Genomic DNA, 26,008 nt, shown 5'->3' on the forward strand with positions numbered 1-26,008 from the left:
CCACGGCTATGCCAGAGCGGATACGCACGACACATCCATCATCAATGGTGTGATCGACATGCTTGACCTGCGCGGTTTGCAGAATCGTGATTTCGGGACACTTTCAGGCGGCGAACGCCAACGGGCCATGGTTGCGCGTGCGTTGGCGCAGGAACCGCAGATTCTGGTTCTGGATGAACCGACCAACCATCTGGATATCCGCCATCAACTCGAAGTGCTCGCATTGATCCGCGCGCTTGACCTGACCATAGTGGTATCCCTGCATGACCTGAACATGGCCGCCGATATCTGTGACGATATCCTTGTGCTCGAAGATGGCCGCCCTCGCGGATTTGGCTCCCCCGACACCTTGCTGACCGAGACGCTTGTCTCGAACACGTTCCGAGTGGACGCACGGCGTGAAATTCTTGCGCCCAGCGATACCAACCACCTGTCTTTTCACCTACCGCACTAAAGAAACAACATCATGAAACTGACCCTGACAACCGCATTTTTCACCCTTGCGGCAAGCACCGCTTTTGCCCAAACGACCATCCAGAGTTGCGAGCGCGAAGTCACTTTTGACGCACCGCCGCAGGCGGCGGTCTCCAACGACATCAACCTGACAGAGATGATGCTGGTCCTTGGCCTGACCGACCACATGGTAGGCTACACCGGCATTTCAGGTTGGAACAAACTGGATGCGCAAATGCGCGCCGGTGTCGATGAATTGCCGGAACTTTCTGAACAATACCCGTCCAGGGAAGTGCTGATAGGCGCGGGCACAGACTTCTTCTTCGCGGGGTGGAACTACGGCATGCGGGTGGGTGGGGAAGTCACACCCGAAACGCTCGCCCCTTTCGGTATTCAGGTCTATGAATTGACCGAAAGCTGTATCCAGATCGGCGAAAAAGACGCCGCCTCCATGGAGGATATGTACAACGACCTGCGCAATCTGGGTGCGATTTTTGACGTTGAGACACGGGCAGAGGCGCTGATCGCGGACTTTCAGGCAGACCTGTCCGGTTTCCTTGCCAGCCAACCCGCCCTGCCCGACGCCCCCCGCGTTTTCGTCTATGACAGCGGGGAGGATGCGCCCTTCACTGCGGGTCGTTTCGCGATGCCGAACGCGCTGATCGCAGCAGCGGGCGGCGTGAATATTATGGACGACTTCGAGAAAAGCTGGGCCACCGTCGGCTGGGAAGCCGTCGTGGAACGGAACCCGGAAATCATCGTGATTGTGAATTACGGCGAAGTCACTGCAGCGCAGAAGCGGGATTTCTTGATGACGAACCCCGCGTTCGCCGATATTGATGCGGTCAAGAACGACCGTTTCGTCGTGCTGGAATACGTCGAGGCCACCCCCGGTCCCCGCAATATCGCGGCGGTCAAAACCCTTGCTGCCGCCTTCCGCGACAATTGATCCGCATGGACCAGGCCGACAGACAGATCACGACCCTCAGCCCTCACAAGGCCCGACTGCCGCTGACCTTGGGGTTGGGATGTGTCGTACTTTTTCTGTCCCTATCCGTCGCGGTAAGTGTTGGTGCCGTCTCTGTGTCATTATCAACGGTCTGGGGTGTCCTGATCAACAAGATCAGCCCTGCCCTGATAACCCCTGACTGGTCGGCAGGCCGCGAGGCGATTGTCTGGGACATCCGCTTTCCCCGCGCGATCCTCGCCTGTCTGGTAGGGGCAGGTCTGGCCATTGTAGGCGCAAGCCTGCAGGCGGTGACACGCAATCCGCTTGCGGACCCACATTTGCTGGGCATCTCGGCAGGCGGTGCATTTGGCGCGATCCTCGCCCTTTTGCACACAGGGCTTTTCATCGGGTTGTTAACTGTCCCGTTTATGGCCTTCCTCGGCGCGCTGGGGGCCACGCTCATCGTGCTGGGCGTGTCGCAATTCGCAGCCGCCACCAGCGCCGACCGGTTGGTCCTTGCAGGTGTTGCGGTCTCTTTCATCGTCATGTCGGGCGCAAACGTCCTTATCTTCCTCGGCGATCCACGGGCTGTTCATACGGTCGTCTTCTGGATGCTGGGTGGCCTCGGCCTCGCACAGTGGAGCCAGTTGATCTATCCTCTTGCGATCCTTCTTGTCTGCGGGGCCTATCTATGGGCCAACGCCAGCAACCTCAATGCGATGACAGTGGGCGATGAGACGGCAGCGACCCTCGGCATTCCCGTCGGAAGGTTCCGGCTGACAGTTTTTGTCGTGGGGGCCATGATCACCGGTGTGATGGTCGCCTTCTCGGGTATCATCGGCTTCGTCGGTCTGATGATACCGCATATCGTGCGTTTGATCGTCGGTGGAGACTACAGACGCGTTCTTCCCGTCTCGGCGCTCTGCGGTGCGATCTTTCTGCTTTGGGCCGACATTTTCGCACGCACCGTCATGGCACCTGATGACATTCCCATCGGGATCGTTACCGGACTGATTGGCGGCGTCTTCTTTGTCTGGCTCCTGTCGCGACATCCAATAAATGATCGTTGAAGGCTGGGAAAACCCATACACCTTATCGTCCGCAGTCAATTTGGCGGCATACTTGGCCATTTTGGAACCGAAAAGTGGCCAACAAAGCGTCCAGCCCAAAATGTGAATCGGTGGGATTCCCACACTTGTGATTTTGTTATCACCCTGTTTGGGAGGATGGGTCATGCCAGCACTTTTGCCGGTCGCGCGTATGCGTCCGATCTCATCGCTGCAAGCGGCGACTGCCGGGCAGTGGGTGGAGCTACTTCACAGCTGCCGGATTTGTCGCAGGTTAAAGGCGGGGTGCTTTCCTGATGAGCTGACTGGATTACCGCAGGGTCCACCCACTCTGGACGCGCGGATGTATGATAGCCCCTTTGATGCAGCCAGGCGTCGCAAAAAGAATAGACGCGGGCGGGGCAACGCCTTTATGCGGGACGCATGAGCAATACTGCCTCTTACACGCCCTCTACAGACCGCATCCTTGCCGGTGTAGCCCTGATGTTGGGATTTTGCCTGACCGCTCCCTTGCTGGATGTGGCGGCAAAACTGGCATCGGACAGTATACCCGTGGGACAGATCACAGCTGCACGCTTTATCGTGCAGTGCGCGTTGATGGCGCCCTTTGTCTGGATGTTGGGGCTATCGTTACGGGTAGCGCGGGGGCAATGGCTGGCGTTGTTGTTGCGTGCGGTTCTTTTGCTTGCCTCGACGTTTTGCTTTATCGCCGCGATCCGCGTCATGCCTTTGGCGGATGCGCTTGCGATCGTGTTCGTGGCACCGTTTATCGTGCTGCTGGTGGGTAAATTCTACCTCGGTGAAGATGTCGGGCCGCGCCGCGTGGGGGCGGCGATGGTGGGCTTTGTCGGTGTCTTGTTCGTCATCCAGCCCAGTTTCGCGGCCTTTGGCGCGGTGGCATTGTTTCCGCTGGGCACGGCGGTGGGTTTCGCGTTCTACATACTTGTCACACGCGGGCTGTCGCGGCGGATGCATCCCGTCACCTTGCAATTCCACACCGGCCTGATCGCCAGCCTGCTGTGTCTGCCGGTGATGATACTGGCCCAAGACACCGGGGCCGAACTGCTTGACCCGGTCCGGCCCGAAGGGGTTGCATGGCTCTGGCTGCTGGGCGTCGGGTTCTTCGCCACGCTAAGCCATATGATGATGACCTATGCGCTGTCGCTGGCACCCTCGGCCACGCTGGCGCCATTGCAATACCTCGAACTGCCGGTAGCGACACTTCTAGGGTATCTCGTCTTCAGCGATTTCCCCAACGCGCTGACCCTGACGGGCATCGGCATCATCATCGGTGCGGGTCTCTATATGATACATCGCGAAAGGATCACCGCCCGCCACTTGATCACCGAGCGCGCCGCGCCACCGATCTGAGACGATCTTCAATCATGAAACCGCGGGTCAGCGGACCGTTCTCAACCGATTGTAGCAGGTCGCACCATCAGCAATCACTGGCGCAGCATCTGGCGCAAAAGGCGGAACTGGACGGTCGCTGCAAATGCTTGTTGCGTGCTTGGGCAAGGCGAAAGCAGCCATCCATCTATCAAAACAGCCTGATCGAGCTTTTTAGTTTGTATACGCACAGGAAATGATCATATAGCCTATTGTGCCCGTTACCCTGAAAACAGTTGCCCATTACGCCCGATACTTTCCTTTGTGGTCGGCGCTGACAGTTGTGCGATGGCGTTCTTTCGATCTGCGGTCGCGAGGGTTGGGAACGACGTTTGCAGCCGTCATGCGATGGTTTCCGCCAGCAAGGCTCCGCTTTGACCGTGAAGCCCAACGGGTTTTTCCAGATATGAAGCGCAGTGATCGCGCAAAGCTTGGTCAAGAGATGGGCCGACAGATGGGCCGGACCCTATTCGAGATTTATCACGATGCCGAGTTTCAGACCCAACACCGGAAATTCAGAGCCTCGGGCCCGGGTCTTGAAGCACTGAAAGAGGCACAGGCAGCTGGCAAAGGTGTCATCGTCGTCTCGGGCCATTTTGGGCAATGGGAAGCCGTGCGCGCCGCCATCAAGATGCACGGATTTGAAAGTGGAGCAGTATATCGCCCGCACAAGAACCGCCATTACGAACGCCGGATCAGGGCTGGCATCGAGGCTGGAGGGAAACCGATTTTGGCGACGGGCCACGTGGGGACACGGGCTCTAGTGCGGCACCTTCGGGACGGTGGTATCATCTCCATTCTGCTGGACGAAAAATATGCCGAAGGGGAGCCGCTTCCGTTTCTCGGGCATGACGCACTCACGTCTTTGTCAGCGGCACAACTTGCGCTCAAATACAATCTGCCCATGATCCCCGCCTATGGCCTTCGTATCGAAGACGGAAATGTATTTCGCGTCGATTTCGAAGCTCCGATCCCGCACACCGACAGCATCACGATGACCCGCGCCTTCAACGACAGCTTATCCGCTCGAATTATGGCCAACCCGGAACAATGGTATTGGATGTTGCGGCGCTGGGACGGTCAGTGATCCCTCACTTAACCCGCGCGACCGATTGATACGGGCAGCTTCACGTTGCACAGGGTGCGACGGGCAGACAGATGTGGCGGTCGTTTGCCGCAATGCAGATTCACTTATCGATCATCTCGAATAGCGGCCACTCAAACATCAATTCGACATCAAAACGTGACAATCAACAATTTGACTTTCAAATATGCAATCGTGACGATCTTCGGTGGGTCCGCTATGTAACTTTCGTCCTTTCAATCGTTCAGGTAGAAAACCGGTCGATGCTCATCAAAAAAACGACCTGCCCGCAGCTTCTTTATCCAAGAGGTTTCATAGGTGCCGTCAGGTTGATGCCTTCTCTCGGCAGTTTGCACAAAGCTTGGCTTTGATATCCGCCCCTCACTCCATTTTTGGCCCGGCTAGTCCCTTGCGTCATCGTTCGTTGTCATCCGCGTCCGGCAGGGTGCCCGTCATGTCGGGTCCCGTTGTCTCGAACATCCGGTTGACCGGGTCGCAAAACGGGAAAGGCACCGGTACCGTTTTGTAGTCCTCGACGGCCGCGAACTCTTCTTCTGGGATCTCAAATGCCTGTTGCGCCAATACCGAAATACCCGGCGAAAGAAAAGGTGAACGCTGAGCAAAGCGCGGCGCGTCACGTTGGGCCGTCTCTGATCAGTTGGAGTTTGGCGATACCGGCATGTCCGCCTCTTCCTCACCCAGAACTGTTTCAAATTGACCTGCGACCAAGATGCAAACTTCAGGGTCGGGGTCACCGCCCATCAAAGCCCGGATCGGGCAGAGGCTACCCTCGAACGAGCCAGCGGCGAACCCACCACCTTCAACGATTTCAAGTCGGTCAAAGGCCACGGTGGCCGCAGTACCCACATCATGCGATGATGCGTAGAAGCCCATTTCTTCATCTTCACCAAAATTCTTGTGGTAGGATATCTCGGCCTCATTTCTGCCGGTCAACAGTTCGTCCACCTCGTCAGCCGAAAACGGCGGCAGTTCGATGGTCAGGCCGCCTCGTACCAGGATACGTTCCGATTCGGGATCGACGCCGGTGATCCGCAACTGGATCTGTTCCCCTCCATCGCCTCCGAACATCTGGGCAAAGGGATTTTCCGCACCATCACCCAGCATCTCGGACATCATCTTCATGCGCTCTTGCATCTGTGCGCGCTGCTCATCGTTCATACCGGCAAGCGCGTCTCCCATTACGTCCGGCATCGAATAAGGCCGCCATGCGGCTGACGACATCTTACTGCCGTTGATCTCGCCCGCGATGGTCGACCAAGCGCGTTCGGTGCGATCTGCCATCCCTTCGATCGAGCCAAGTACCGTCATTGTGCGCATGTCCTGTGCCACGGATGGCTGCGCAATCAGGGCTGCTGCGAGGCTTGCAAGCAGTGCGCGAAGGGTCGGTGAAAAACGGACAGCCTGCATAGTGGGAACTCCTTGAAAGTAATTCTTATTCAACATCGCCAGAGGCGTCGTTCACCATGGCAATGGTATCTCTCTAACAGAGCAAAGGAGCGAAGTCTTGCTTTGTGGGTCGTTGCCTGCGGGTAGGCTCGGTGACGTTCGTAACTGCGGGCTTCCCGCAAGAAAGCTTCGATTCTGTCAACGTCAACAACCCGATAGCGGGAGAAAATTTGCGCAGTAGTCGCAAAAACGGCCGCTTGGGCTGGACATGGTATTGGGCGTTTCCGGTTTTAGCAGGCAGGCTCAGAATGGTTTGACGTGTCTGAGTGTTTTTGTCAGACTTAAATTACATGATCAGGTAGAGCATTCAACGTTGGCTGATTGCCAGATTGTATGCCTCACGGCGATAGAGACGGGCATGACAGAAGCAATTGAAAGCTATCTTTTTTACGAAATTGCTGCCCTCCTGGTGTTGGCGGCAGGTGTCGGCTTTATCGGTTTACTAATGCGCCAGCCTCTGATCGTCAGTTTCATCGCCGTTGGCATCCTGACTGGTCCTTCAGTGCTTGGGATCGCAAGGTCTGAAGCGCAAATTGACTTGCTGGCAGAACTTGGTATCGCAGTTTTGCTGTTCCTCGTTGGGCTGAAACTGGACTTCAACCTTGTGCGTACGTTGGGGCCGGTCGCGCTTGTCACCGGACTTGGTCAGGTGCTTTTCACTACCGTATTTGGATTTATCATCGGGCTGGCTCTCGGGCTGGATCCACGCACTGCGATTTACGTTGCTATTGCGCTGACGTTTTCGTCCACGATCATCATCGTCAAACTCCTATCGGACAAACGCGAGATCGACGCACTACATGGGCGGATCGCGCTTGGTTTCCTTATCGTGCAGGATGTGGTTGTTGTAATCGCTATGATCGCACTGTCTGCCATCGGTATAGGTGGCGGGCCTGACGGTGATGGTGCGGTGACTGACGTGCTGCGCGTGCTGGCCTACGGGCTGGCCATGCTGGCCTTCGTCGTGCTCTTCATCCGCTATATTGCCAACCCACTTGTCGAGCGGCTGTCGCGGGCACCAGAGCTTCTGGTATCATTTGCTATCGGCTGGGCTGCACTTCTGGCTGCTGTGGGTCACTATCTTGGGTTCGGGAAGGAATTGGGCGGGCTGCTGGCAGGCGTCTCGCTTGCCTCCACGCCATTCCGCGAAGCGATTGCGGCGCGTTTGGCGTCCTTACGCGATTTCCTGCTGTTATTCTTCTTTATCGCACTTGGGGCATCGCTTGACCTATCGGTTCTGGGAGCGAGTGTCGTACCGGCCATTGTGCTCTCGCTGTTTGTGCTAATCGGGAACCCGCTGATCGTTCTCGCGATTATGGGTGCCATGGGTTACCGGAAACGCACCGGATTTCTGGCAGGGCTGACCGTCGCACAGATTAGTGAGTTTTCGCTGATTTTCATGGCGATGGGCGTGACGATCGGCCATGTCAATGAAGAAGCGCTTGGCCTCGTGACGCTTGTCGGCCTAGTGACCATCGCTGCATCGACCTATATGATCACGTTTTCGCATCAGCTCTACGCGGTGTTCGAACCTGTGCTGGGACTATTCGAACGCCGCAATATCGATGCAGAACCGGATGCTGGTACTGATGCCGACCGTCCCCACGATGTGATACTCTTTGGCCTCGGCCGCTATGGCTTGGGCATTGCTGGTGCCTTGCAAGACAGGGGCATGCGTATTCTCGGAGTTGATTTCAGTCCCGAGGCGGTCCGCTATGCACGTGCGCAGGGCTATGATGTCGTTTTCGGCGATGTCACCGATCCCGAGTTTCTGGCACATTTGCCGCTGCAATATGTGCGCTGGCTGGTGCTGGCCGTGCCAGAACATGCCACAGGGCTGACCCACGACGACCCACGCAACGGACTTTTGAGCACCGCCCGCGACCTTGGGTTTCGAGGCAAGATTGCTGTGGCGGCGCATCATGACGCGGCTGCAGTGGCGCTGACAGCAGCGCAGGCTGACCTTGTGCTGATGCCATACCGGGATGCCGCCTTAGCTGCCGCTCGGATGATTGCCGATGATGCCCAGCCGCCTGATCGAGCCATGATTGACCCTGATGGGCAGAAAGAGTTGCTGGCATGACTGAAACGCTCGTACCACCACAAAAAATCCTTGCCGTGATGGACGACAGCAAGATGCAGACCGCCTTGCTGAGCGCGGCGGCCCTCGCAGAGCAGCACAACGCAGCTCTGCACGTTCTCGGATGTGTTGAACCACCCAACGATCTTAGCTTGATTGCGCGCCTGTCCGAACAAAAGCCCGACCGATTGCTCGACAGACTTTGTGCCGAAAAGAGAGATCGGATGGCGGCGCATCTTGCCACGCATCTACCCGGTCATAAGATTGTTCCGCAGGTCAAGATGGGCAAGGCCTTTATCGAGATCATCAAACATGTCATCGACACCGGTTGCGATTTCGTGGTGAAGCAGGCAGAGCCGCTTTCGGGTATCCATCGTTTGCTGTTTGCAAGCACAGATCAGCACCTTGTGCGTAAATGCCCCTGTCCGGTCTGGATGCAGCCGGTTGGAGCGTCCTGCAAAACCGAATGTGTGATAGCCGCAGTGGATGTTGATCTTACCGATGCCGCTGAACCGGACACATTAATGTCGCTTAACCAGCGGGTGATCCAGGCTGCATGCTTTGTCGCCGCACCAAAAGAAGCCCGAGTGCTTGTCATTCATGCTTGGGATGCGGTTGGTGAGGGGCTGGTCTGGGCGTTTTCTTCAGATACCAATTCGCGTGTGAACGCAGATCGTTACATCAACGAAATCCTGGATGATCGGCACCGGGCTATGCGCCATCTGCTGGAAACAGCAAAGTTGGACCTGCCAACCACATCCAACCCAACATTGATGCCACGTTTGATACGTGGCACTCCGGAAGCTGTCATCGAAGAACAAAGTCGAGAGCTTGCCGCAGACGTTGTCGTTATGGGCACGATCGCAAGAACCGGTTTAGGCGGTGTGTTTATCGGCAATACGGCCGAGAACATCATTAACAATCTTGAATGCCCGGTTCTTGCTATCAAACCTGACGGCTTTATCAGTCCGTTGGACAAAAGGTTTGGAACTAATGGTGCTTGAAGCTCGCTAAACTTTTTCTCAAGCGTGACTATCCAGTCGTGCAATCGCACAAGGACCTGCACCAGTGGGTTTATAAGGCCGCACTGGGGCGTGAGGCGATGTCACCGAGACCCTGAACCCAGTTTGCATTCAGCTAATAACCGGCCGCAATAGCAACCACTTCGGTAAACATAACGGCGCAGCAAAATTGGCAACGCTGGGCATGGATGGCGCTTCTACATGAGCAGTAGTCGCCCGGACAAAAAGCGGCTTTGTCCCGCGCTGCCGCCATCCGCTCATCGAAAAGGGCTCCGAACAAGCAACAGGATGCGAATTGGGCGGGAACGGCACGGTTCTTTTTCTGGAAGATACTATGAGGGTCCCCGTTGGCATGTACAGGCATCCTGATTGGCGAGTTGAGGCGCGTTCAGACCAGCCAGCGCACCAGCACCGGCACGATCAAGCTTGTGAGCAAAGCATTCAAGGCCATGGCGATGCCGGCATATGCACCCGCCACAGGATTTACCTGAAATGCGCGGGCTGCCCCAATACCGTGAGCCGCAACACCGACAGCAAAACCCCGCGCACGCCAATCTGAAATCCGAAGTAAATTCATTATGGGTGTCACCGTCACGGCCCCGATGATCCCTGTCAGGATGACTAGAACGGCTGTCAGCGACGGGATCCCACCAATCGTTTCAGAAATCCCGAGGGCTACCGGTGCAGTTGTGGATTTCGGCGCCAACGAAAGCAGAATTTCCATTGGCAGACCAAAGGCCCGGGCCAGCAGAATAGCCGAGCCTGCCGCCACGATCGAGCCTGCAAGCAAAGCCAGCATGATCGGCGCCGCTGCGGTCCGAATGGTGTGCCGATTGTCCCAAAGTGGCAAAGCCAATGCCACGGTCGCAGGACCCAGCAGAAAATGGATAAACTGGGCGCCCTCGAAATAGGTCGTGTAATCTGTCCGCGTCAGCCAGAGCACTGGTGCGATCAAAAGCACGGACAGAAGCACCGGATTGGCCCAAGGTGCATATCCCAGCTTTCGCGCCACCCCGTCGGCAAGGACGTAAGCGAGGATCGTTGTCGTAAGCCAAATGAGGGGTGTGGTGGCCAGATAACTCCAGAGGGTCGCGACATCTGTCATGCCTTTCGGCTTTCGATCAGGTGCCAGACCCCGACAAATGTACCGACAGTAGCCAGCATGGAAAGCACCGTAGAGAGGGTCAGGATAATCAGCAGAGCAACCGCGTCATCCGACAACACCGCGAAATTGCCGATCACACCCACACCCGCAGGCACGAAAAGGAACGACAGGTTTGCCAGAATGACCGAAGTGGTCGGCCTGAGCCGTTCAGCGAGCGCGGGGATCGCGGCAAGCACCAGCACAAGCAGAGCAAGACCAAGGACGGGGCCTGGCATGGCAAGCCCAAAGCCCCGTGCCGCCAGTTCTCCCACCAACTGGCAGCCCAAAAGAAGTCCAAGTGTCTGAAGCACGGCGGGTTTCTCCTAATCTCGGCGATTTGGTCATACTGAAGCCAAATGCTTTGCAGAACCAATGGAAAGTTTCTGCTCAGCAGAAGCAGGAGAGCGGATCGCCTTCACAACAGCTGTCGCTGGAAGAAATGCTGGGCTCTTGATCAACCATCGCCTTTGGTGAGGCTGCGCAGCAGCTTTGCGCTATCCGGCCAAAGTCAACTGTGGACCGGTCTTTTCCTGAAACCTGCCCCGTTTCTGAACTTTGCAAAGCGCGCTCCCTGCGCATTGCTGCCGCCAAAACGTCACGCCAACGACCCAAAACAGACATGCGGCGAACTGAGGACTTTCTGTCAGGTTGTCGAAATTAGACGTTCTGACCTCAGAAAGTGCGCCGCGCGAAGCTTTGTCCCGCAATCCAACCGACGATCCATCCGCCGAGATGCGCTTCCCACGCGAGACCGCCCGAAAGCATTACGAAGAAGATAATATTGGATATAACCAAACCCAGAAAGGCCATAACGACCGGTCGCACAGGAAGCGCAGATCGCCGCCGCATGCGGTAATCCATGACCTGCCACAGGCCGATGAGCCCAAAAACCGCCCCGGATGCACCGATCATCGGCGCGTTACTGGAGGATATCAGTCCGAAACATGCAGCACCCCCGATTGCCGACAAGAACAGCACCAACATCGTTTTGGTGGCCCCGATATGGATAGAGACAAACTTTCCCAAGGACAGCAGGATGACACTGTTTAGGGCCCAATGCATGAACCCGCCGTGCAGAAAGGCATGTGTAATGAACATCAGAGCGGTCTGGCCGGGATAGAGAGGCGCTGCTGCCCCGGATAAGATCGGTTGCCAGAATGCTCCTAGCATGAAGGCGGGCCATCGCAGGTTTACTGTACCAAATATGCCCGATGAGGAAAGGTTCAGAACCAGTTCTATCGCGGCCATGACGCCCACAATCATCCAAAGGAACAAAGGCGCTCCGGTCGGTGACGCCTGGCGAAGCTGTTTTGGGTCTCTTGCAGATGTTGGGTTCATGATTGGCAGTTAATCCTTAACTGGAGAATAGCCAAGGTCGAAGCGTCGAGTCTGATCAGGGGATTTTCAATCGGGGCTGTGTTATGACGCGGTCACGTTGGATGGTCACCCGCCTCTAAACAACACGCCCGCCGTTATCAAACCCCAGGCGATCGTCATGAGCCAAAACCCAGAGATCGGCAACGATACCACAGCGATACCAAACATAGGCAAAAGTGCGAAAACGCCACAGATAACGGAAGCCAAAAAGATAATAATCGAGGGTCGAGTCAGTCGCATGCGGCGATCCTTTCTAAGTAAAGTCGGTCCTACTTGCCGTTTTGGCGGCGAGATGACCAGACCCAACAAACCTGCCCTATCTTTGGATTGCTTGCTGTTCGAAAAAGGACAGCGTTCCGCCGGTCAGCGAGAGAGAACCCATCCAAGTGAAGGGACGACTTCAACCATCACCGCCCGCTGATCCGCGCCATGATCAAGGCCACCCGCCCGCAGGAAGGCGAAACGACCGCTGACGGGGCCTGCCGCTCTGCGTGTTCCCTGTGCGAGGCGTGGGACCACATCCGCGCCTTCCGCACCAAACTTGCGGCATCAGTTCCTGTGCTCGGGGTTGTCGTAATCGAACCGGCAACCTGCCGACCAAGCCTTGCGATCGTTGCCGTGGCTGGGGAGCCCGCCGGCATCCTTCAACATTCGCGCCATGTGCATCAGGTTCCAGGTCATGATCGTCGTGTTGCGCTGCGTGAATTCGTTGTCCAACCCCGCGCCGTCGTCGCCATAGCTCGGGCCTGGCCCGGCCTCGCCGATCCAACCGCAATCGGCCTGCGGCGGGATAACATAGCCCAGATGCGACAGTGAATAGAGCACATTCATCGCCACATGCTTGATCCCGTCCTCGTTGCCGGTGACTACAACGCCGCCTGTCTTGCCGTAGAAAATGGATTGCCCCTTGTCGTTCAGCATCCCGGACATGGCGTAGAGCCGTTCGATCAGCAGCCGGCAAACCGAGGATTGCTCGCCAAGCCAGATCGGCGTGCCGATAACCAGAATGTCCGCCGCATCTATCTGGCGCCACAGATCGGGCCAGTCGTCCTGCTCCCAGCCATGCTCGCGCATGTCGGGCTGCACGCCGAAGGCGACGGAATGCGCGGTCATGCGAATGTCGCGCACAGTAATGTCGCTCTTGCGCATGATCTCGGACGCGGCGTCCATCAGCAGCGACGTATGCGACGCCTGATCTGGGTGTTTCAGCGTGCAGTTGACGAACACGGCGTTGAGATCGGAAAAATCAGTGTTGTTTTCCGCGCACAGCGCGGCTTGCTTTTCGGTCAAAGCCATAGCTGGCCTCCTTCGGGTAAGTTGCAGAAAGCCGCTCCGGATCACTGCCCCATAAGTTCGCGCAGCTTGGCAAGGCCGAAATGCCACGCTTGGGACATGTCTATCGTCGGTGGCATGATCAGGGCGTCGGGATCGACGACCACCTCGACGACTGCCGGGCCGGTCTCGGCGAATGCCTCGGTCAGAATGGTTTCGAGCGCGTCAGGCTCTGTCACACGGAACCCCGCCGCCCCACAGGCTTTTGCCAGCGACACGAAATCGGGATTAAGGATATCGGTGCCCCAGTCCGGTAGCCCCTTGGCCTCCTGTTCCAGCGTAATGAAGCCGAGCTTGGCGTTGTTCAGCACCACGATGACGATGGGCAATTCATAGCGGACCGCAGTAACCAGATCGCCCGACAGCATGGAAAATGCCCCGTCGCCGACGATGGCAATGGCGCGGCAGTCGGGATAGGCCAGTTGCGCGCCGATCGCGCCAGGCAGACCGATGGCCATGGTGGCAAGGCCGCCTGAAAGGGTAAAGCGCTGCCCGGGGCGAACATGCAGATGTCGCGCGGCCCAGGCGGTCGAAGTGCCCGTGTCTGCGATGAAGACCGCATTATCCGGCGCCACCTTCGACACGGTCGACAGCAGCCGCGGCGGGCTGATCGGCGTGGCGTCCGACGCCTCGTCCTCGTCGCGGCCCTTGCGCCAGTCGGCCATGTGCGACTGAATATCGTTCAGGAACGTGCCCTCGGTGCGTGCGTCCAGCCCTTGGGTGAGCGCCGCGAGCGTCGGACCAGCGTGCCCTACCAGCCCGATATCGACAGGGTGCCGCCGCCCGATGTGTGTCGGATCAATGTCGATCTGGATGACCTTTGCGGATTTCGGATAGAAGTCGCGGTAGGGAAAGTCCGTGCCGACAAGGATCAGCAGGTCGCAGCCGTCCATGGCCTTCACGGCTGGCTTGCCGCCCAGCAGGCCGAGCCCCCCGGCGCAGAGCGGGTGATCGTCATCGACGATTTCCTTGGCCTTCAGGCTGCGCACGATGGGCGCCTGCACGGCCTTGGCGAAGGCCAACAATTCGTCACGGCTGCCCAGACAGCCGATGCCGGCGAGGATGGCGATGCGCTCGGACCGGCCGATCAGGTCCAGCGCCGCGCCACACTCTGCCGCCGTGGGCGAGATGCGGCCCGCTGTCGCCGCCTTCATGGGATGGTCGGAAGCAAGCGACACCTTGCGCCCGGACACATCCGACGGGATCGAGACATGCGCCACCCCGCGATGTGCGATGGCCGCTTGGCAGGCTTCGAGAAACACCTCTGGCACCTGCGCCTCGGTGGTGACGGTCTGGCTGTAGACGGCGACATCGGCAAACAGCCGGTCCAGCCGCACTTCCTGATGCGCCTCGGTGCCCAGGACGCCGGTCGCCACCTGTCCGGTGATGGCGATCACTGGCGCATGGTCCATACGCGCGTCGTAAAGCCCGTTCAGCAGATGAATGCCACCGGGGCCGGATGTGCCCATGCAGGCCGCAAGCCGCCCCGTCAACTTGGCCTGAACTGAGGCCGCCAGCGCGCCGGTTTCCTCGTGACGCACCCCGATGAAGCGAATCCTGTCCTGCCTGCGCAGCGCGTCGGTCACATCGTTGATTGCGTCGCCGGGGATGCCGAACAGATGTTCGACACCATGGGCGGAAAGGACTTCAAGCAGAACGTCTGATACGGTCATGTCATGTCCTTGCTGTTATAGCTCGGTGACCCCCGAAAATGTGTTATCTGGGCATATTCTGAAAGACACTTTCCCGTGATCCAGATTAAGATAGCTGGAACAGTGTCGCGTACTGCGACAGCCCCTCGCACGGCACCCTATGCGTCAATCCTGTGTGGCCACAGACGGGGCGGCCTGTTCGTCCAGCGGGACACCGTCCCAGACGCCAACTGCCAAGAGGACGAAGACGACGATCGCCAAAGCCGCTGCAATCCCCAGAATGGCGGGCCAATGACGGCGTTTCTGCTTTTCGATGTTCGTCTTTGGTGCGGACATTTATTTTGTTTTCCCTGACGATTTTCACGAGTTTTCGTACGATTTTTCCTATCATGCGAAAACTTCACCTGCACGGGGTATTAAGTTAATGGCGGGTCGATGTTGTGTAGATCCGGTGCGGCGCTGCGAAGAGCGACCAACTCGGCAGAGATCAATGGCGCTGCGTTCGCGCGGGCGATGGCCTCTTGCGACATCTCCGTGCAGGCGGGCGCGAACAGGTCAGGGGCGGCTCCGCACAGGGCGGAAAGCACCTTCTGCAATCTGACCTGAACCTCCAAGAAGGCCGCCCCGTCACGCGCGATCGGGCGGAAGGCATCCTTGACCATATCCTGCACAAGGATGGGGGGAACATGCACGCGGTCGAACCGCACCTCTGCATCCTCACGCGTGCGCCAGCGCAACAAAATCCGCGCATGTCGACCGAGGATGTCGATCGCGGTTCCCGGATCGTTGACGGCTGGCGACAGCGCCCGCGAGGCGATTTCGGTCAGGACGATGAGCCCGAAGCGTGGATCGTCCTCAAAGGTCCGTCGCGAGCCAATTGTAATGGCGCGTCGCAATTTTTGCATTTGTTCATCATCAAGATCTATGGCCGTTGCACCGAGCAAAGGCCTTCCCGGCGTGACAAAATTTCCCGGCAGACAGCGAAGGAAAACCTCTACCTCGAGGCTTTCGGCGCAAGACTGAAGCGCCTTCATGTCGATATTCTGGATGTAGCCGGTGTCCTCTGCCGCGATGCACGTACCTTGCGGGGGTGGCGCATTGGGCAACGGCCTGCCACCGAGGAAGGGGTTCTCCAGCCGCCGCATCAGCGCGTCCGAGGCTGCGCGCTCGACACGGTCGAGCGTGTCGCCCATCCGGCCGAACTGCATCAGGTGGCCGATCCACCGGATCAGCGCGACGACGACGAGACCGATCACCACGATGGTGAACAGGAACACCACCACCTTGCCGGATGCATCATAGAATTCGGCATGAAGCGCCACGAGGCCGACGAGCCCGAAGAGAAAGGCGCCAAGGAAGGTGGCCAGCACGTTTTGCGTCGTGCGGTCCTGTTGCAGTAGCACCGTCGCCCGCGGTGTCGCCGATCCTGCCGCTGCGGCGAAGGCGGACACAGCGATCGACAGCGAAAAGGTTGTCACCGCTAACATCGACGAAGTCAGGATGCCTAGCAACTGCGACACGGCCTCCGAGCCAGTTTGCAATGCCAGTTCGGGCGGCAGATACGGAGACAGGAGCCTTGCAAGTACGGCTGCCAGAACGGCCAAGATCGCAAAGCTGACGACGCGGACCCATACCTTCTTGAGGAACTCGCGCAAAAATAGGGCGTAGCGCGAAATCATGACCTGTTCTGACCCCTCATGTCCGCCGAAAGCCCACCAATCGATCGCATCATGGCCGATCACCGACAGCGCCGCAGCTATTATCCCAATGGCTGTCGTCCACCAGCGGGAAATCATCGATGTGGCGGCGCACCTCGCGCAGGGCGGTCGGCCCGGCGCTGTCTGCGCCCAACGTGACGGTATCGACCTTCACCTGCTCACTCGTCCGCGTCGGCTTCGGCCTTGGTGGCGTGCTCGGTGCCAGGTTCGTGCTCGGGCGGGCTATAGGTGGTAAAAAGTTTCAGCATCCCCGATCCGGTGTTGCGGAAATTGTGGAAGACGCCGGAGGGCACGATGCTGACGTCGCCATCCGCAATGTTGCATTCCGTCTCGCCGATCTTCGCCACGCCGGAGCCTGCAACGAAGTAAAGTAGCTGATCATGCCCCTCGTGCACCTCGCCACCGATCTCGCCGCCCTCGGGGATGGCCATAAGCACAAGCTGGGTCTTGTCGCCGGTCCACAGGACCTTGCGGAACTCGTCGTTCTCGCGGGCAAGGGTGACGACCGGCAATGTGAGTTTCTCGGTTTCCGACATGCTATAGGTCCTCGGTTCGGTGTCAGCTTTACATGGACCAGATCATGCTATCTTTAAAACTACCTCACAATGTCTTATTGGTCAAAATTCCTATTCAATATTCATCCTCAGAGTGGAAGGTTCCCCAAATGACTGACAAGAACGTCTATATCGAAAAAGCCAAGGCGCAGATCGATCAGTGGAACGCCGAGATCGACAAGATGAAGGCAAAGGTCGAAGAGTCCGAAGCCGACGCGAAGATTGAGGCCCAAAAGCAGCTTGACGAGGCGCGCAAGCAACGTGACGAAGCCGAAGCGAAGCTCAAGGAGATGCGCGAGGCCAGCGACGATGCTTGGGCCGATATGAAGGCGGGCTTCGACAAGGCTTGGGACAGCGTGTCTGACGCGTTCAACAGCGCCATGTCCCGCTTCAAGTAAAGAAAAAGGCGATGGCTTTTCTCAATACCCTGAGCGAGCGCTTCGGCGTGCTTGCGACACGCTGAAGACAGGGCACTCTGCCGCATGGGGCGCGCCTTTTCACAAGTGCGGCGTGTGGCAGAGAAGGATGCTTCCAGCAACTGATCGGCAGACTAAGCGTCCAGTCGGTGCCGCCTAAGCGCTGGCCGCGGGCTTTGCCGGGATGGCATTTTGCCTTAACTTCGGTGTATACTGGTGAGAGATCGGGCGACTCCTGTTCAAACCCGATCAAGTCCCACAGCGACCTCTGTATCAACGGTTCGGGGCGTGTTGAGCATCAAAGCACCAAGTTTTTTTTGCAAGGAGATCCAAATGACTTCTGATCAGAGCGCCAAGTCTGCGATCCTTTACCGGATGGTTATGCCCGACCATCTCTGCCCCTTTGGCCTCAAGTCGAAGGACCTGCTCGAGCGGCACGGCTACACGGTCGAGGATCATCGCCTCGAGACGCGTGAAGAAACCGAGGCGTTCATGAAGGAACATGGCGTAGATACGACGCCGCAGACCTTCATCGGCGGCGAGCGGATCGGCGGCTATGAGGACCTGCGCGCGCATTTCGGGCAGGAGGTCAGTGCCGAAGATGAAACCAGCTATCAACCTGTCATCGCGATCTTCTCGGTCGCCTTCCTGATGGCTCTGGCGGCCAGCTGGTACGCGCTCGGGACGGTCCTCAGTGTCCGGACCTTCGAATGGTTCATCGCGATCAGTATGTGCCTTCTCGCGGTTCAAAAGCTACAGGACGTCGAGAGCTTTTCGACCATGTTCCTGAATTACGATCTGCTGGCCCGGCGCTGGGTCCGGTACGGATACCTTTACCCTTTTGGCGAAGCGCTGGCGGGCATACTGATGATTGCGGGCGCCCTGATCTGGGTCGCGGCACCCGTCGCGCTCTTCATCGGCACGATTGGGGCGGTGTCGGTCTTCAAGGCCGTCTACATCGACAAGCGGGAACTGAAGTGCGCTTGCGTCGGCGGCGCCAGCAAGGTGCCTTTGGGCTTTGTCTCGCTGACCGAAAACCTGATGATGATCGCTATGGCGATCTGGATGCCGGTTCGCATTCTGTGGCTGGGATAGCTGCACGCCCATTGATCGAGGAGTTCCGATGCCCCCCACATTTTGCGCCTTCTACGACCTGCCCATCGTTAGCCTGCAATGTGTTTTCCATTGCCTGGACACGAAAAAGGCCGCCATCGGAGAAAAGGTGGCCAGCCTCCAGAACCTATGGAATGACCTCTCTCATCTGGGCGCGGGCGCACCCGCCGATGCGGCCCTGCCGCTGCTTGGGCACATGCTGGCCGCGCCTCAGCTGAATATCCCGGGCAGACACCTGGCCAACGCCGATGGGTACAGCTACCTGCGGATTCCGGTTGGAAAGTTCGATCCAAGATGAGCGATCCGGTCAAATCGGCCTTCAGCACGATCACCGGCGCAAAGACTGCAAAGATCGCAACGGGCGAGGCGCGCAACGGGGTCGTGCATGTCGTCGCGCTGACGCTGACCAAGACGGCGGACGCGCTGATCGATCCCAAGCTGGTGCTGTCCTGGCTGCTGACGGCGCTGTCGGCACCAGGCGCGATGATCGGGCTTTTGGTGCCCGTGCGCGAGGCAGGCGCGCTTCTGCCGCAGCTCGCCCTGTCCCGCCGGGTCGAGGCCAGCCCGCAGCGCAAGCGCTTCTGGGCCGCAGGCAGCGCGGTGCAGGGGATCGCAGCGCTCGGCATTGCGGTAGCTTCACTGCTTTTGTCGGGGGCGGCGGCAGGAGCCGTTATCGTGGCCTGTCTCGCGGTGCTGGCGGTCGCGCGCTCGGCCTCTTCGGTCAGCTACAAGGATGCGCTGGCCCGCACCATCGCCAAGCGGCGGCGCGGCGCGATCACTGGGCTGGCCGCCTCGGTTGCGTCGGTTTCAGTCTTCGGGGTGGGCCTCATGATGGCCTCGGGAGTGTTCGAGGTGGCCGTCGCGCCACTGGCGACGATTATCGCGCTGGCAGGTGCTGCCTTCCTACTCGCATCGGTTATCTTCTTATCCTTGCGTGAACCCGATGAAACACCTGATACCGGGGACGACGACGGCTCGCTCGCCGCATTGGTCGAACCGATCGTTACCGACAGTCAGTTGCGCCGGTTCGTGGCGGCGCGGGCGGCGCTGGCTGTCACGGCGCTGGCACCGCCTTTTATTGTCATGCTCTCGGCGGCGTCGGGCCGCAGTGCTCTGGATCAGCTGGGCCCGCTGGTGATGGCCTCGACTGCCGCCTCGGTGCTGGCATCTTACGTCTGGGGGCGGCTGTCGGACAGCTCCAGCCGACAGACGCTGATGGTCGCAGGGGCGCTTGGGGCCGTGGTCTTTGCCGTGGTGGGCGGCGTCGGTCTTGTGCTTGGCGGACTTGGCGGGGCGCTTGGTGCGGCGGTGGCGATCTTTGCCGCGCAGATCGCCTACGAGGGCGTGCGCGCGGGCCGCAAGCTTCACCTGACCGACATGGCCGAGGACGCCTTCCGCGCCCGCTACACGGCGCTCTCGAACACGCTGATCGGCGCGGCCCTTCTGGCGGGCGGGCTGTTTGGGATCGCGGCGGACCGGTTCGGCCCGGCACCGGTGCTTATCGGCTTCGCTGTCATCGCAGCCTTAGGCGCAGCTCTCGCGCGGGGGCTCAACGAGGTGCAGAAGGACTGAAGGTCCTCAGATCTCCTCGCGCACCTGCGCGTAGGTCAGCGCCGAAAAGATGCCCGTGCCGCCCAGCACGTTACCCGCAAGCGCCGGAAGGATACCGCCGAAGACTGCAGGCGCGACGCCGAGCTCTCCGTTCACGACCAGCACGAACAATTCGGTTGAGCCCGCAACCACGTGCGACATGCCGCCAAGCCCGATGATGTAGGTGATGATCACGATCATCAGCACCTCCCCGGCGTCTTCCATTCGCGGCAGTATCCAGACCAGAGCGGCGATCAGAAACCCCGCCGGGATACCCCAGGCGAAATGCTCGAACGGCGTCGCCTCGGCATAGTGGCGCGAGACGGTCAGGATGCCTTCGAACCGGGGCTCGGGCAGGATATGCCCGTGGACCAGTACAACCGCCGCAGCCAGACAGCCAACCAGATTGGCCGCGAAGACAATACCCCAGAGCCGTGCGGTCTGCGCGACCTTGGCCCTTGTCGATTCAAGGAGCAACGGCAGGATCGGCGTGATCGTGTTTTCGGTGAACAACTGCATCCGTCCGAGGATCACGATAAGAAAGCCCACCGTGTAGCCAAGATTGGTGATGCCGGCCGCCCAGTCGGCATGGGGCAGGATCGAGGTCAGAAATCCCTTGGCCAGCACCGAAGTGCTGATCGCAAGTCCCGCCGCGACGCCCGACCACCAGAGCGCGCTTGCGGGGCGTGATAGTTCGTGTTCACCTTCCCTTCGGATTGCTTCGAAGATGACCGACGTGGGGACGTTTTCGTAGGCGTCCACCTGTTGTTTCTCGTCTTGGTCGAGATCGGCTTCCTTGGGCATGTATTTTTTCCTCTCAGGTCCCGGTCGCGCCTTCCGTCTCGATTTTCAGCGGTTCGCCACAATGCTTGCAGTGGACCGCATCCGGTTCATGACGGTTGAGGCCACATTGCGGACATTTATGTTTGATCTTCGACGGCTGGAAGATCGCGCGCGCAAGCTGCACGAAAAGCGCCACACCTACGACCATAATGAACACCGATAACAGCTTGCCGCCAGGCGTGGTCATGGTGATGTCGCCGAAACCCGTGGTCGTCAGCGTCGCCACCGTGAAATAGAGCGCGTCGATATACCCGGCGACGCCCTCCGCTTCATCGAAGGCCAGCAAAAAGACGAATGACGTGGTCACGAAGATGAAGACGAACAGGTTGACCGCGGCGAGGATCGCATCCTCATGGCGGCCGAAGAACAAGCTCTCGCGCCGCAGATCGCGCAGCAGGTGATAGGCATGGATCAGCCGAAGCCCCCGCAGCACGCGTAGGAAAGCGAGGTTTTCCGTCAGGAAGGGCGCAAGTAGCAAAGATGCCACAACGACCAGATCCGCCAGTGTGTAGATGCGAGTGAGCTCTCGACGCAAGTTCTCGGAGATCCAGCAACGGGCCGCAAGGTCCAAAAGTATGAGTACGCCAAGCCCGGTGTTCAGCACGGCCAGAATCGGCGCGACCGGCAGCGCCGCAGTCGCAATGAAATAAACGATGGTCAGCGCGTCGAAGGCAATCAAGCCGTAGCGGAAACGCCGGGCGTACTTGCTCTGGCCTGTATAGAGCAGCCGGATATTGCGGTGCAGGTCTTTCATGAATGAAATATGCCGCATATCGAAACCGAAAGCCATGCACCGCAATACCAGCGTGCGCATGGGCGGGATCGCGGCTGATCAGATAAAAATACGCGCATTGCGCATTCCCCAATCCGCGTAGAGATCGGCCATGATCGTGCAAAACTGCTGTTCAGTCGCAGCGAGTGACCCTTTGGTGTTTTCGATGCCACCGAATGCGATAGCCTCGTCCCCGATCTGGATGCCGTCAACATCGGTAACGTCAACCGCCAGCGTATTCATCGAGATCTTGCCCAATACTGGAGCGAGACCTCCGCCAAGCACGACGGCAGCACCGGGGCCAGCGTCCCTTCGGAACCCGTTTGCATAGCCAATCGAAAGGCACGCCAGCTTCCGGTCCTTGTCCAGACGGCACGCACGGTCATAGCCGACTGTTGCCCCCTTTGGATAATCCCCAACGCTGACCACGCGCGCCTTCAGATCCATTGTAGTCTGAAACCCCAGTTCAGGCTTCAAAATCCCGTAGAGGATCGCACCACACCTATACATATCCGTCTCGACAGGTTCGTCTGATACCAACGTCAGCGAACTGCCCGCATGAACCAGAATATCCGACCGTTCCAGTGAGCTGTTCTCGATGATCCAGGATACATGGTCTTGAAACAGCTTCGCACTAGCGCACAGGTTTTCCGGCGCATTGCACGGAAAATGCGTGCATATACCTACGATATCCCCAGCCAGCAAATTCAGGATCGATCTGCATGTCGACCGCCCCTCGTCTGTCGAAATCTCAAGCCCGTCGCGCGACATGCCCAAGGCATTCAACGCCAGATGCGCACGCACTTCGTGGCCTGCGATTTTGAGTGCCCTCAATTTTTCGGCGATCGCGAGAGAGCTAACTTGTTCTTCGACCCGTGCTTCCAGCCCATTTTCTATTTCGTCGGGAGTGGCAGCGCGCACGCGAATTATGACACCATCAAACCCTGCATCGCGCACGGCACACGCCTCAGCATTCGACGTTATGCCAATACAGGTGACGCCCTGTGCTTTTATCAAGGGCACGACCTGCGCAATCCCATGGCCGTAGGCATCGGCCTTGAGCACAGCGCAAAGCCTGCGCCCCGGCGGGACAAGTCCCAGCGACAGCTTCAGGTTTTGGGAAATCCGATCAAGATGAATTTCGCACCAGGAGCCGGGGTAGCTGTCCGAGGTCATGGCCCAAGCGGCCCCAACAGGCTTTCGACGATGCCACAGAATTGGTCGATCACGAAAGGAAGCAATGCATCGGGGAAATCATAGTCGGGATTGTGCAGCTGAGGCTGGGTTTCACCGGATCCGATGTACAGCATAGTGGCCTTGGGACCATCATCTCCAATGCGCCCGAAATCCTCAGACCAGCGCATTGGCAGCGCCATTTCGTGAATTGCATGCCCCAGTTTCTTTGCGACCTCTCGGGCGATGGCCGTTGCATCAGTATCGTTCACCACGGACGGGAATATGTCGTGCCACTGGACATCCACCCTAAGCGCGCCCTTGGTGCGTTCCACCTCGGCCAGCGCATCAGCGATCAAGGATTCCATGCGTGCGTTCGACATGGTGCGCAGGGTCACCCGCAGCTCACCCTCTGCCGGTAAAATGCCAAAGGTGGGCTCTCCCAGATTGGCGTGGGTCAGCGTGGATAGCGCAAAGGTATCCTCTCCAATCTTTCCGCCACCCAAGCCCGGCAGAGAGGCCATCAGTGTGGCCATCGTATGTGCGGGCGAAAGTCCGTCCTCCGGAGCGGCCGCATGAGAACTCTTTCCCTCGAAAAGGATCTGCATGCCACGCGACGCACAATTGCCGGGTCCGGATCGCAGACCTATTTCCCCCAAGGGCCGCCCGGGCACGTTATGGTAAGCAAAGGCATAATCAGGGCGAATTTCCGGCCATCTGTCATCTTCGATAACCGCCTTCGCCCCAGCGCCGGTTTCCTCGGCGGGTTGGAATAGCAGGATCACCCGACCCGACGGCGGCCGTATCGCCAGCCGCATACCGACGCCCAGCATGGACACCATATGGCCATCATGGCCGCAAAGGTGCCCCTTGCCATCGATCAGGGATTTATACGGCAAGTCAGACAGTTCACGGATTGGCAACCCGTCAAGTTCACACCGCAGCAATACGGTTGGCCCGGGGCCTGTCCCCTTGAATTCCGCCGCAACGCCGTGCCCACCCAGACCTTGCCAAATACGGTCGGCACCAAGCGCCCTGAGCTCGGCGCTGATACGCTGGGCTGTTGCGATCTCTTCGCCAGAGACTTCAGGGTTGCGGTGCAAGTCACGACGAAGCGCCATCAATTGCGAAAGTTGGTTTGGAGCGAGCGTTTTCATGGTCATAACCTCAGAACACTTCGAACAATCCGGCCGCACCTTGTCCGCCACCAACACACATGGAAACGACGCCCCATTTCGCGCCTCGGCGACGTCCTTCCAGCAGGATATGACCCGCCATGCGCGCGCCGGACATGCCATAAGGGTGGCCGATGGAAATGGCGCCACCATTCACGTTCAAACGTGCGTCAGGGATCGACAATTTATCGCGGCAATAAAGAAGCTGGGCCGCAAAGGCCTCGTTGATTTCCCACAGATCGATGTCGTCCATGGTCAGGCCTGCACGCTTCAGGAGGCGCGGGATGGCCACCACAGGGCCAATGCCCATTTCTTCGGGCGCGACCCCGGCCACGGCAAAGCCACGCAACGCCCCAAGCGGCGCGAGCCTGCGTCGCTGTGCCTCTGTCTCGTCCATAACGACCAAGGCCGCGGCCCCGTCGGACAATTGGCTGGCATTGCCTGCCGTGACTGTCATGCCTTCACCTTTCACGGCGCCAAGGCCACACAGGGCCTCGGCGGTCGTGCCTGGGCGGTTGCACTCGTCCCGTTCAAGGCGCACCGCCTCGTCAAAGGTCTCTCCAGTCGCCTTGTCCGTAGCAAGCTTGACCGCGTCGACTGGAACGATCTCGTCCACGAATAGCCCTGCTTCCTGCGCCTTGGCCGTGCGCATCTGGCTTTGCAGCGCATAGGCATCCTGATCCGCGCGGCTGACGCCATAGCGTTCGGCGACCACCTCGGCTGTGTCGAGCATACCAAGGTAATATTCTTCGCGGACCGTGGGGTCATGGTAGCGGTAGCTATTCCAATGCGCGTTCTGCACCAGCGAAATGCTGTCCACGCCCCCGGCCAAAGTCACGTCTACACCTTCGCAGCGCACCATGTGCGAAGCTATGGCAATCGCATTAAGGCCTGACGCACATTGAAGGTCGATTGTCGCGCCAGCCACACTGTCGGGCAAGCCCGCGGCCTGAACGATATGCCGCGCCACGTTGATACCAGCGGAGCCTTGGGTCAGGGCCGAACCGAAAACAGCCTCTTCCACCTCGCCGCCGCTTAATCCGGCGCGGGCCAAAGCCGCCTTGACCGCAGGGGCGGCAAGAATTGGAACCGCTAGGTTATTAAACGCCCCACGGTAGGCTTTGCCGATCGGTGTGCGGGCAGTTGAAACTATGACAGCATCGCGCATGACTTATACCTCTTCTGTGCCGCACCAATCGGCGATGAAAAGTGCAGTTGCCTTGGTGATGCGACGCATGCTTTCAAGATCGACACGTTCGTTGAAACCGTGAATCGCTTCGGCACGTGGGCCATAGACCAATGCAGGTATGTCCGCATAAAGCCCGAAGAAGCGTGCATCGGTGGTGGCCGTGATGGCCTCGCGCTGCAAGGCCTCTCCGCTGACTTTGTGGTGCGCCTTGTCCAGCGCCGCAATGGCTGAAGCAGCGTTCGCCGAACTATCGCGGGACAGTGCATAACCTTCTGTCCCAGGCTTTGTCCCTCGCCGCAGGCGATATCAGCCCCCTGGCTGCCTGGAGAGGGGAGCAGTCCGTAGGCCAAAGGCTCGGTAAAGGCAGTGATGAACAGGGCCTGGCTGGAATGAGCGGCCCGGGCACATTCAGCCAAATCCTCAATGCAGCCGAAGAAGTTGGGGGACTG

Annotated in this window: 29 protein-coding genes and 1 pseudogene; 11 read left to right on the forward strand and 19 right to left on the reverse strand. The window is 58.8% G+C overall.

All coding sequences use genetic code 11. The features are described 5' to 3' along the window. The 5 genes from R6T97_RS03420 to R6T97_RS03440 all read left to right on the forward strand — a co-directional run. A partial coding sequence (locus R6T97_RS03420; RefSeq protein ID WP_410347907.1) for an ABC transporter ATP-binding protein occupies positions 1 to 454 on the forward strand: 454 nt, incomplete at its 5' end. A 12-nt stretch (positions 455 to 466) separates the two neighbouring features. After that, complete coding sequence (locus R6T97_RS03425) at positions 467 to 1,402, forward strand: ABC transporter substrate-binding protein (protein ID WP_410347908.1); 936 nt, start codon at positions 467 to 469, stop codon at positions 1,400 to 1,402. 5 nt (positions 1,403 to 1,407) lie between these two features. After that, complete coding sequence (locus tag R6T97_RS03430; protein ID WP_410347909.1) at positions 1,408 to 2,472, forward strand: FecCD family ABC transporter permease; 1,065 nt, start codon at positions 1,408 to 1,410, stop codon at positions 2,470 to 2,472. Positions 2,473 to 2,892: 420 nt separating this feature from the next. Further along, a complete protein-coding gene (locus R6T97_RS03435; protein ID WP_410347910.1) occupies positions 2,893 to 3,840 on the forward strand; it encodes a DMT family transporter in 948 nt (315 codons plus the stop codon). A 280-nt stretch (positions 3,841 to 4,120) separates the two neighbouring features. Continuing rightward, entirely contained in the window at positions 4,121 to 4,945 is an 825-nt protein-coding gene (locus R6T97_RS03440; RefSeq protein WP_410347927.1) for a lysophospholipid acyltransferase family protein, read from the forward strand. Positions 4,946 to 5,356: 411 nt separating this feature from the next. On the opposite strand, the gene R6T97_RS03445 is transcribed toward R6T97_RS03440, so the two are convergent. Together R6T97_RS03445 and R6T97_RS03450 are read right to left on the reverse strand one after the other, a co-directional pair. Beyond that, positions 5,357 to 5,524 (reverse strand): hypothetical protein, encoded by a 168-nt coding sequence (locus R6T97_RS03445; RefSeq protein WP_410347911.1) that lies wholly within the window; start codon positions 5,522 to 5,524, stop codon positions 5,357 to 5,359. Positions 5,525 to 5,596: 72 nt separating this feature from the next. Further along, complete coding sequence (locus R6T97_RS03450) at positions 5,597 to 6,370, reverse strand: hypothetical protein (RefSeq protein ID WP_410347912.1); 774 nt, start codon at positions 6,368 to 6,370, stop codon at positions 5,597 to 5,599. A gap of 397 nt (positions 6,371 to 6,767) precedes the next feature. Here R6T97_RS03450 and R6T97_RS03455 point away from each other — a divergent pair, with 397 nt between their 5' ends. Together R6T97_RS03455 and R6T97_RS03460 are read left to right on the forward strand one after the other, a co-directional pair. Next, positions 6,768 to 8,492, forward strand: coding sequence for a cation:proton antiporter (locus R6T97_RS03455; RefSeq protein WP_410347913.1), 1,725 nt, complete (start codon positions 6,768 to 6,770; stop codon positions 8,490 to 8,492). Then, positions 8,489 to 9,493: a universal stress protein gene (locus R6T97_RS03460; RefSeq protein WP_410347914.1), complete on the forward strand. Its 1,005-nt coding sequence runs from the start codon at positions 8,489 to 8,491 to the stop codon at positions 9,491 to 9,493. The genes R6T97_RS03455 and R6T97_RS03460 overlap by 4 nt, the downstream gene beginning before the upstream one ends. Positions 9,494 to 9,899: 406 nt before the next feature. Here R6T97_RS03460 and R6T97_RS03465 read toward each other — a convergent pair whose 3' ends face one another. From R6T97_RS03465 to R6T97_RS03510, 10 genes are all read right to left on the reverse strand, one after another. Next, a complete protein-coding gene (locus R6T97_RS03465) occupies positions 9,900 to 10,616 on the reverse strand; it encodes an LrgB family protein (protein WP_410347915.1) in 717 nt (238 codons plus the stop codon). Then, on the reverse strand, positions 10,613 to 10,966 hold the full coding sequence (locus tag R6T97_RS03470) for a CidA/LrgA family protein (RefSeq protein WP_410347916.1): 354 nt from the start codon (positions 10,964 to 10,966) through the stop codon (positions 10,613 to 10,615). Before R6T97_RS03470 ends, R6T97_RS03465 begins: the two co-directional genes overlap by 4 nt. A gap of 361 nt (positions 10,967 to 11,327) precedes the next feature. Next, on the reverse strand, positions 11,328 to 11,993 hold the full coding sequence (locus R6T97_RS03475) for a rhomboid family intramembrane serine protease (protein ID WP_410347917.1): 666 nt from the start codon (positions 11,991 to 11,993) through the stop codon (positions 11,328 to 11,330). 402 nt (positions 11,994 to 12,395) lie between these two features. After that, on the reverse strand, positions 12,396 to 12,551 hold the full coding sequence (locus R6T97_RS03480; RefSeq protein ID WP_410347918.1) for a hypothetical protein: 156 nt from the start codon (positions 12,549 to 12,551) through the stop codon (positions 12,396 to 12,398). A 30-nt stretch (positions 12,552 to 12,581) separates the two neighbouring features. After that, a complete protein-coding gene (locus tag R6T97_RS03485; RefSeq protein ID WP_410347919.1) occupies positions 12,582 to 13,328 on the reverse strand; it encodes a flavodoxin family protein in 747 nt (248 codons plus the stop codon). A gap of 41 nt (positions 13,329 to 13,369) precedes the next feature. Next, a complete protein-coding gene (locus R6T97_RS03490) occupies positions 13,370 to 15,037 on the reverse strand; it encodes a thiamine pyrophosphate-dependent enzyme (RefSeq protein WP_372921886.1) in 1,668 nt (555 codons plus the stop codon). Positions 15,038 to 15,181: 144 nt separating this feature from the next. Then, positions 15,182 to 15,352 (reverse strand): hypothetical protein, encoded by a 171-nt coding sequence (locus R6T97_RS03495; protein WP_410347920.1) that lies wholly within the window; start codon positions 15,350 to 15,352, stop codon positions 15,182 to 15,184. A gap of 80 nt (positions 15,353 to 15,432) precedes the next feature. Next, positions 15,433 to 16,695 (reverse strand): DUF2254 domain-containing protein, encoded by a 1,263-nt coding sequence (locus R6T97_RS03500; protein WP_410347921.1) that lies wholly within the window; start codon positions 16,693 to 16,695, stop codon positions 15,433 to 15,435. Positions 16,696 to 16,744: 49 nt separating this feature from the next. Beyond that, the gene (locus R6T97_RS03505) at positions 16,745 to 16,888 is read right to left on the reverse strand and encodes a hypothetical protein (RefSeq protein ID WP_372921889.1); all 144 of its coding nucleotides are present in this window, start codon (positions 16,886 to 16,888) and stop codon (positions 16,745 to 16,747) included. A gap of 4 nt (positions 16,889 to 16,892) precedes the next feature. Further along, positions 16,893 to 17,270: a cupin domain-containing protein gene (locus R6T97_RS03510; protein WP_372921890.1), complete on the reverse strand. Its 378-nt coding sequence runs from the start codon at positions 17,268 to 17,270 to the stop codon at positions 16,893 to 16,895. A gap of 128 nt (positions 17,271 to 17,398) precedes the next feature. Here R6T97_RS03510 and R6T97_RS03515 point away from each other — a divergent pair, with 128 nt between their 5' ends. The 4 genes from R6T97_RS03515 to R6T97_RS03530 all read left to right on the forward strand — a co-directional run bounded on the left by R6T97_RS03515 (position 17,399) and on the right by R6T97_RS03530 (position 20,389). Beyond that, the gene (locus R6T97_RS03515) at positions 17,399 to 17,686 is read left to right on the forward strand and encodes a hypothetical protein (protein ID WP_372921891.1); all 288 of its coding nucleotides are present in this window, start codon (positions 17,399 to 17,401) and stop codon (positions 17,684 to 17,686) included. A gap of 351 nt (positions 17,687 to 18,037) precedes the next feature. Continuing rightward, positions 18,038 to 18,799: a MauE/DoxX family redox-associated membrane protein gene (locus R6T97_RS03520; RefSeq protein WP_410347922.1), complete on the forward strand. Its 762-nt coding sequence runs from the start codon at positions 18,038 to 18,040 to the stop codon at positions 18,797 to 18,799. Between the two features lie 28 nt (positions 18,800 to 18,827). Next, complete coding sequence (locus tag R6T97_RS03525; RefSeq protein WP_372921893.1) at positions 18,828 to 19,115, forward strand: hypothetical protein; 288 nt, start codon at positions 18,828 to 18,830, stop codon at positions 19,113 to 19,115. After that, entirely contained in the window at positions 19,112 to 20,389 is a 1,278-nt protein-coding gene (locus R6T97_RS03530; RefSeq protein WP_410347923.1) for an MFS transporter, read from the forward strand. Before R6T97_RS03525 ends, R6T97_RS03530 begins: the two co-directional genes overlap by 4 nt. 6 nt (positions 20,390 to 20,395) lie before the next feature. On the opposite strand, the gene R6T97_RS03535 is transcribed toward R6T97_RS03530, so the two are convergent. The 7 genes and pseudogenes from R6T97_RS03535 to R6T97_RS03565 all read right to left on the reverse strand — a co-directional run. Continuing rightward, positions 20,396 to 21,211 carry a formate/nitrite transporter family protein gene (locus tag R6T97_RS03535; protein WP_372922428.1) on the reverse strand — a complete coding sequence of 272 codons (816 nt, stop codon included), beginning with the start codon at positions 21,209 to 21,211 and terminating at the stop codon, positions 20,396 to 20,398. A gap of 13 nt (positions 21,212 to 21,224) precedes the next feature. Next, the gene (locus R6T97_RS03540; protein WP_372922429.1) at positions 21,225 to 22,004 is read right to left on the reverse strand and encodes an ion channel; all 780 of its coding nucleotides are present in this window, start codon (positions 22,002 to 22,004) and stop codon (positions 21,225 to 21,227) included. 78 nt (positions 22,005 to 22,082) lie between these two features. Then, positions 22,083 to 23,198 carry an alanine racemase gene (locus R6T97_RS03545; protein WP_410347924.1) on the reverse strand — a complete coding sequence of 372 codons (1,116 nt, stop codon included), beginning with the start codon at positions 23,196 to 23,198 and terminating at the stop codon, positions 22,083 to 22,085. Further along, positions 23,195 to 24,352, reverse strand: coding sequence for an amidohydrolase (locus R6T97_RS03550; protein ID WP_410347925.1), 1,158 nt, complete (start codon positions 24,350 to 24,352; stop codon positions 23,195 to 23,197). Before R6T97_RS03550 ends, R6T97_RS03545 begins: the two co-directional genes overlap by 4 nt. A 10-nt stretch (positions 24,353 to 24,362) precedes the next feature. Further along, positions 24,363 to 25,538 (reverse strand): acetyl-CoA C-acyltransferase, encoded by a 1,176-nt coding sequence (locus R6T97_RS03555; protein ID WP_410347926.1) that lies wholly within the window; start codon positions 25,536 to 25,538, stop codon positions 24,363 to 24,365. A 3-nt stretch (positions 25,539 to 25,541) separates the two neighbouring features. Then, positions 25,542 to 25,859, reverse strand: a complete 318-nt coding sequence (locus tag R6T97_RS03560; protein ID WP_410347928.1) for a M20/M25/M40 family metallo-hydrolase — start codon at positions 25,857 to 25,859, stop codon at positions 25,542 to 25,544. Next, positions 25,847 to 26,008 (reverse strand): annotated as a pseudogene (locus R6T97_RS03565) (hypothetical protein); the annotation flags it as partial. The pseudogene R6T97_RS03565 and the gene R6T97_RS03560, both read right to left, overlap by 13 nt.

This window comes from Yoonia sp. (genome assembly GCF_046498525.1).
Lineage (GTDB): Bacteria > Pseudomonadota > Alphaproteobacteria > Rhodobacterales > Rhodobacteraceae > Yoonia.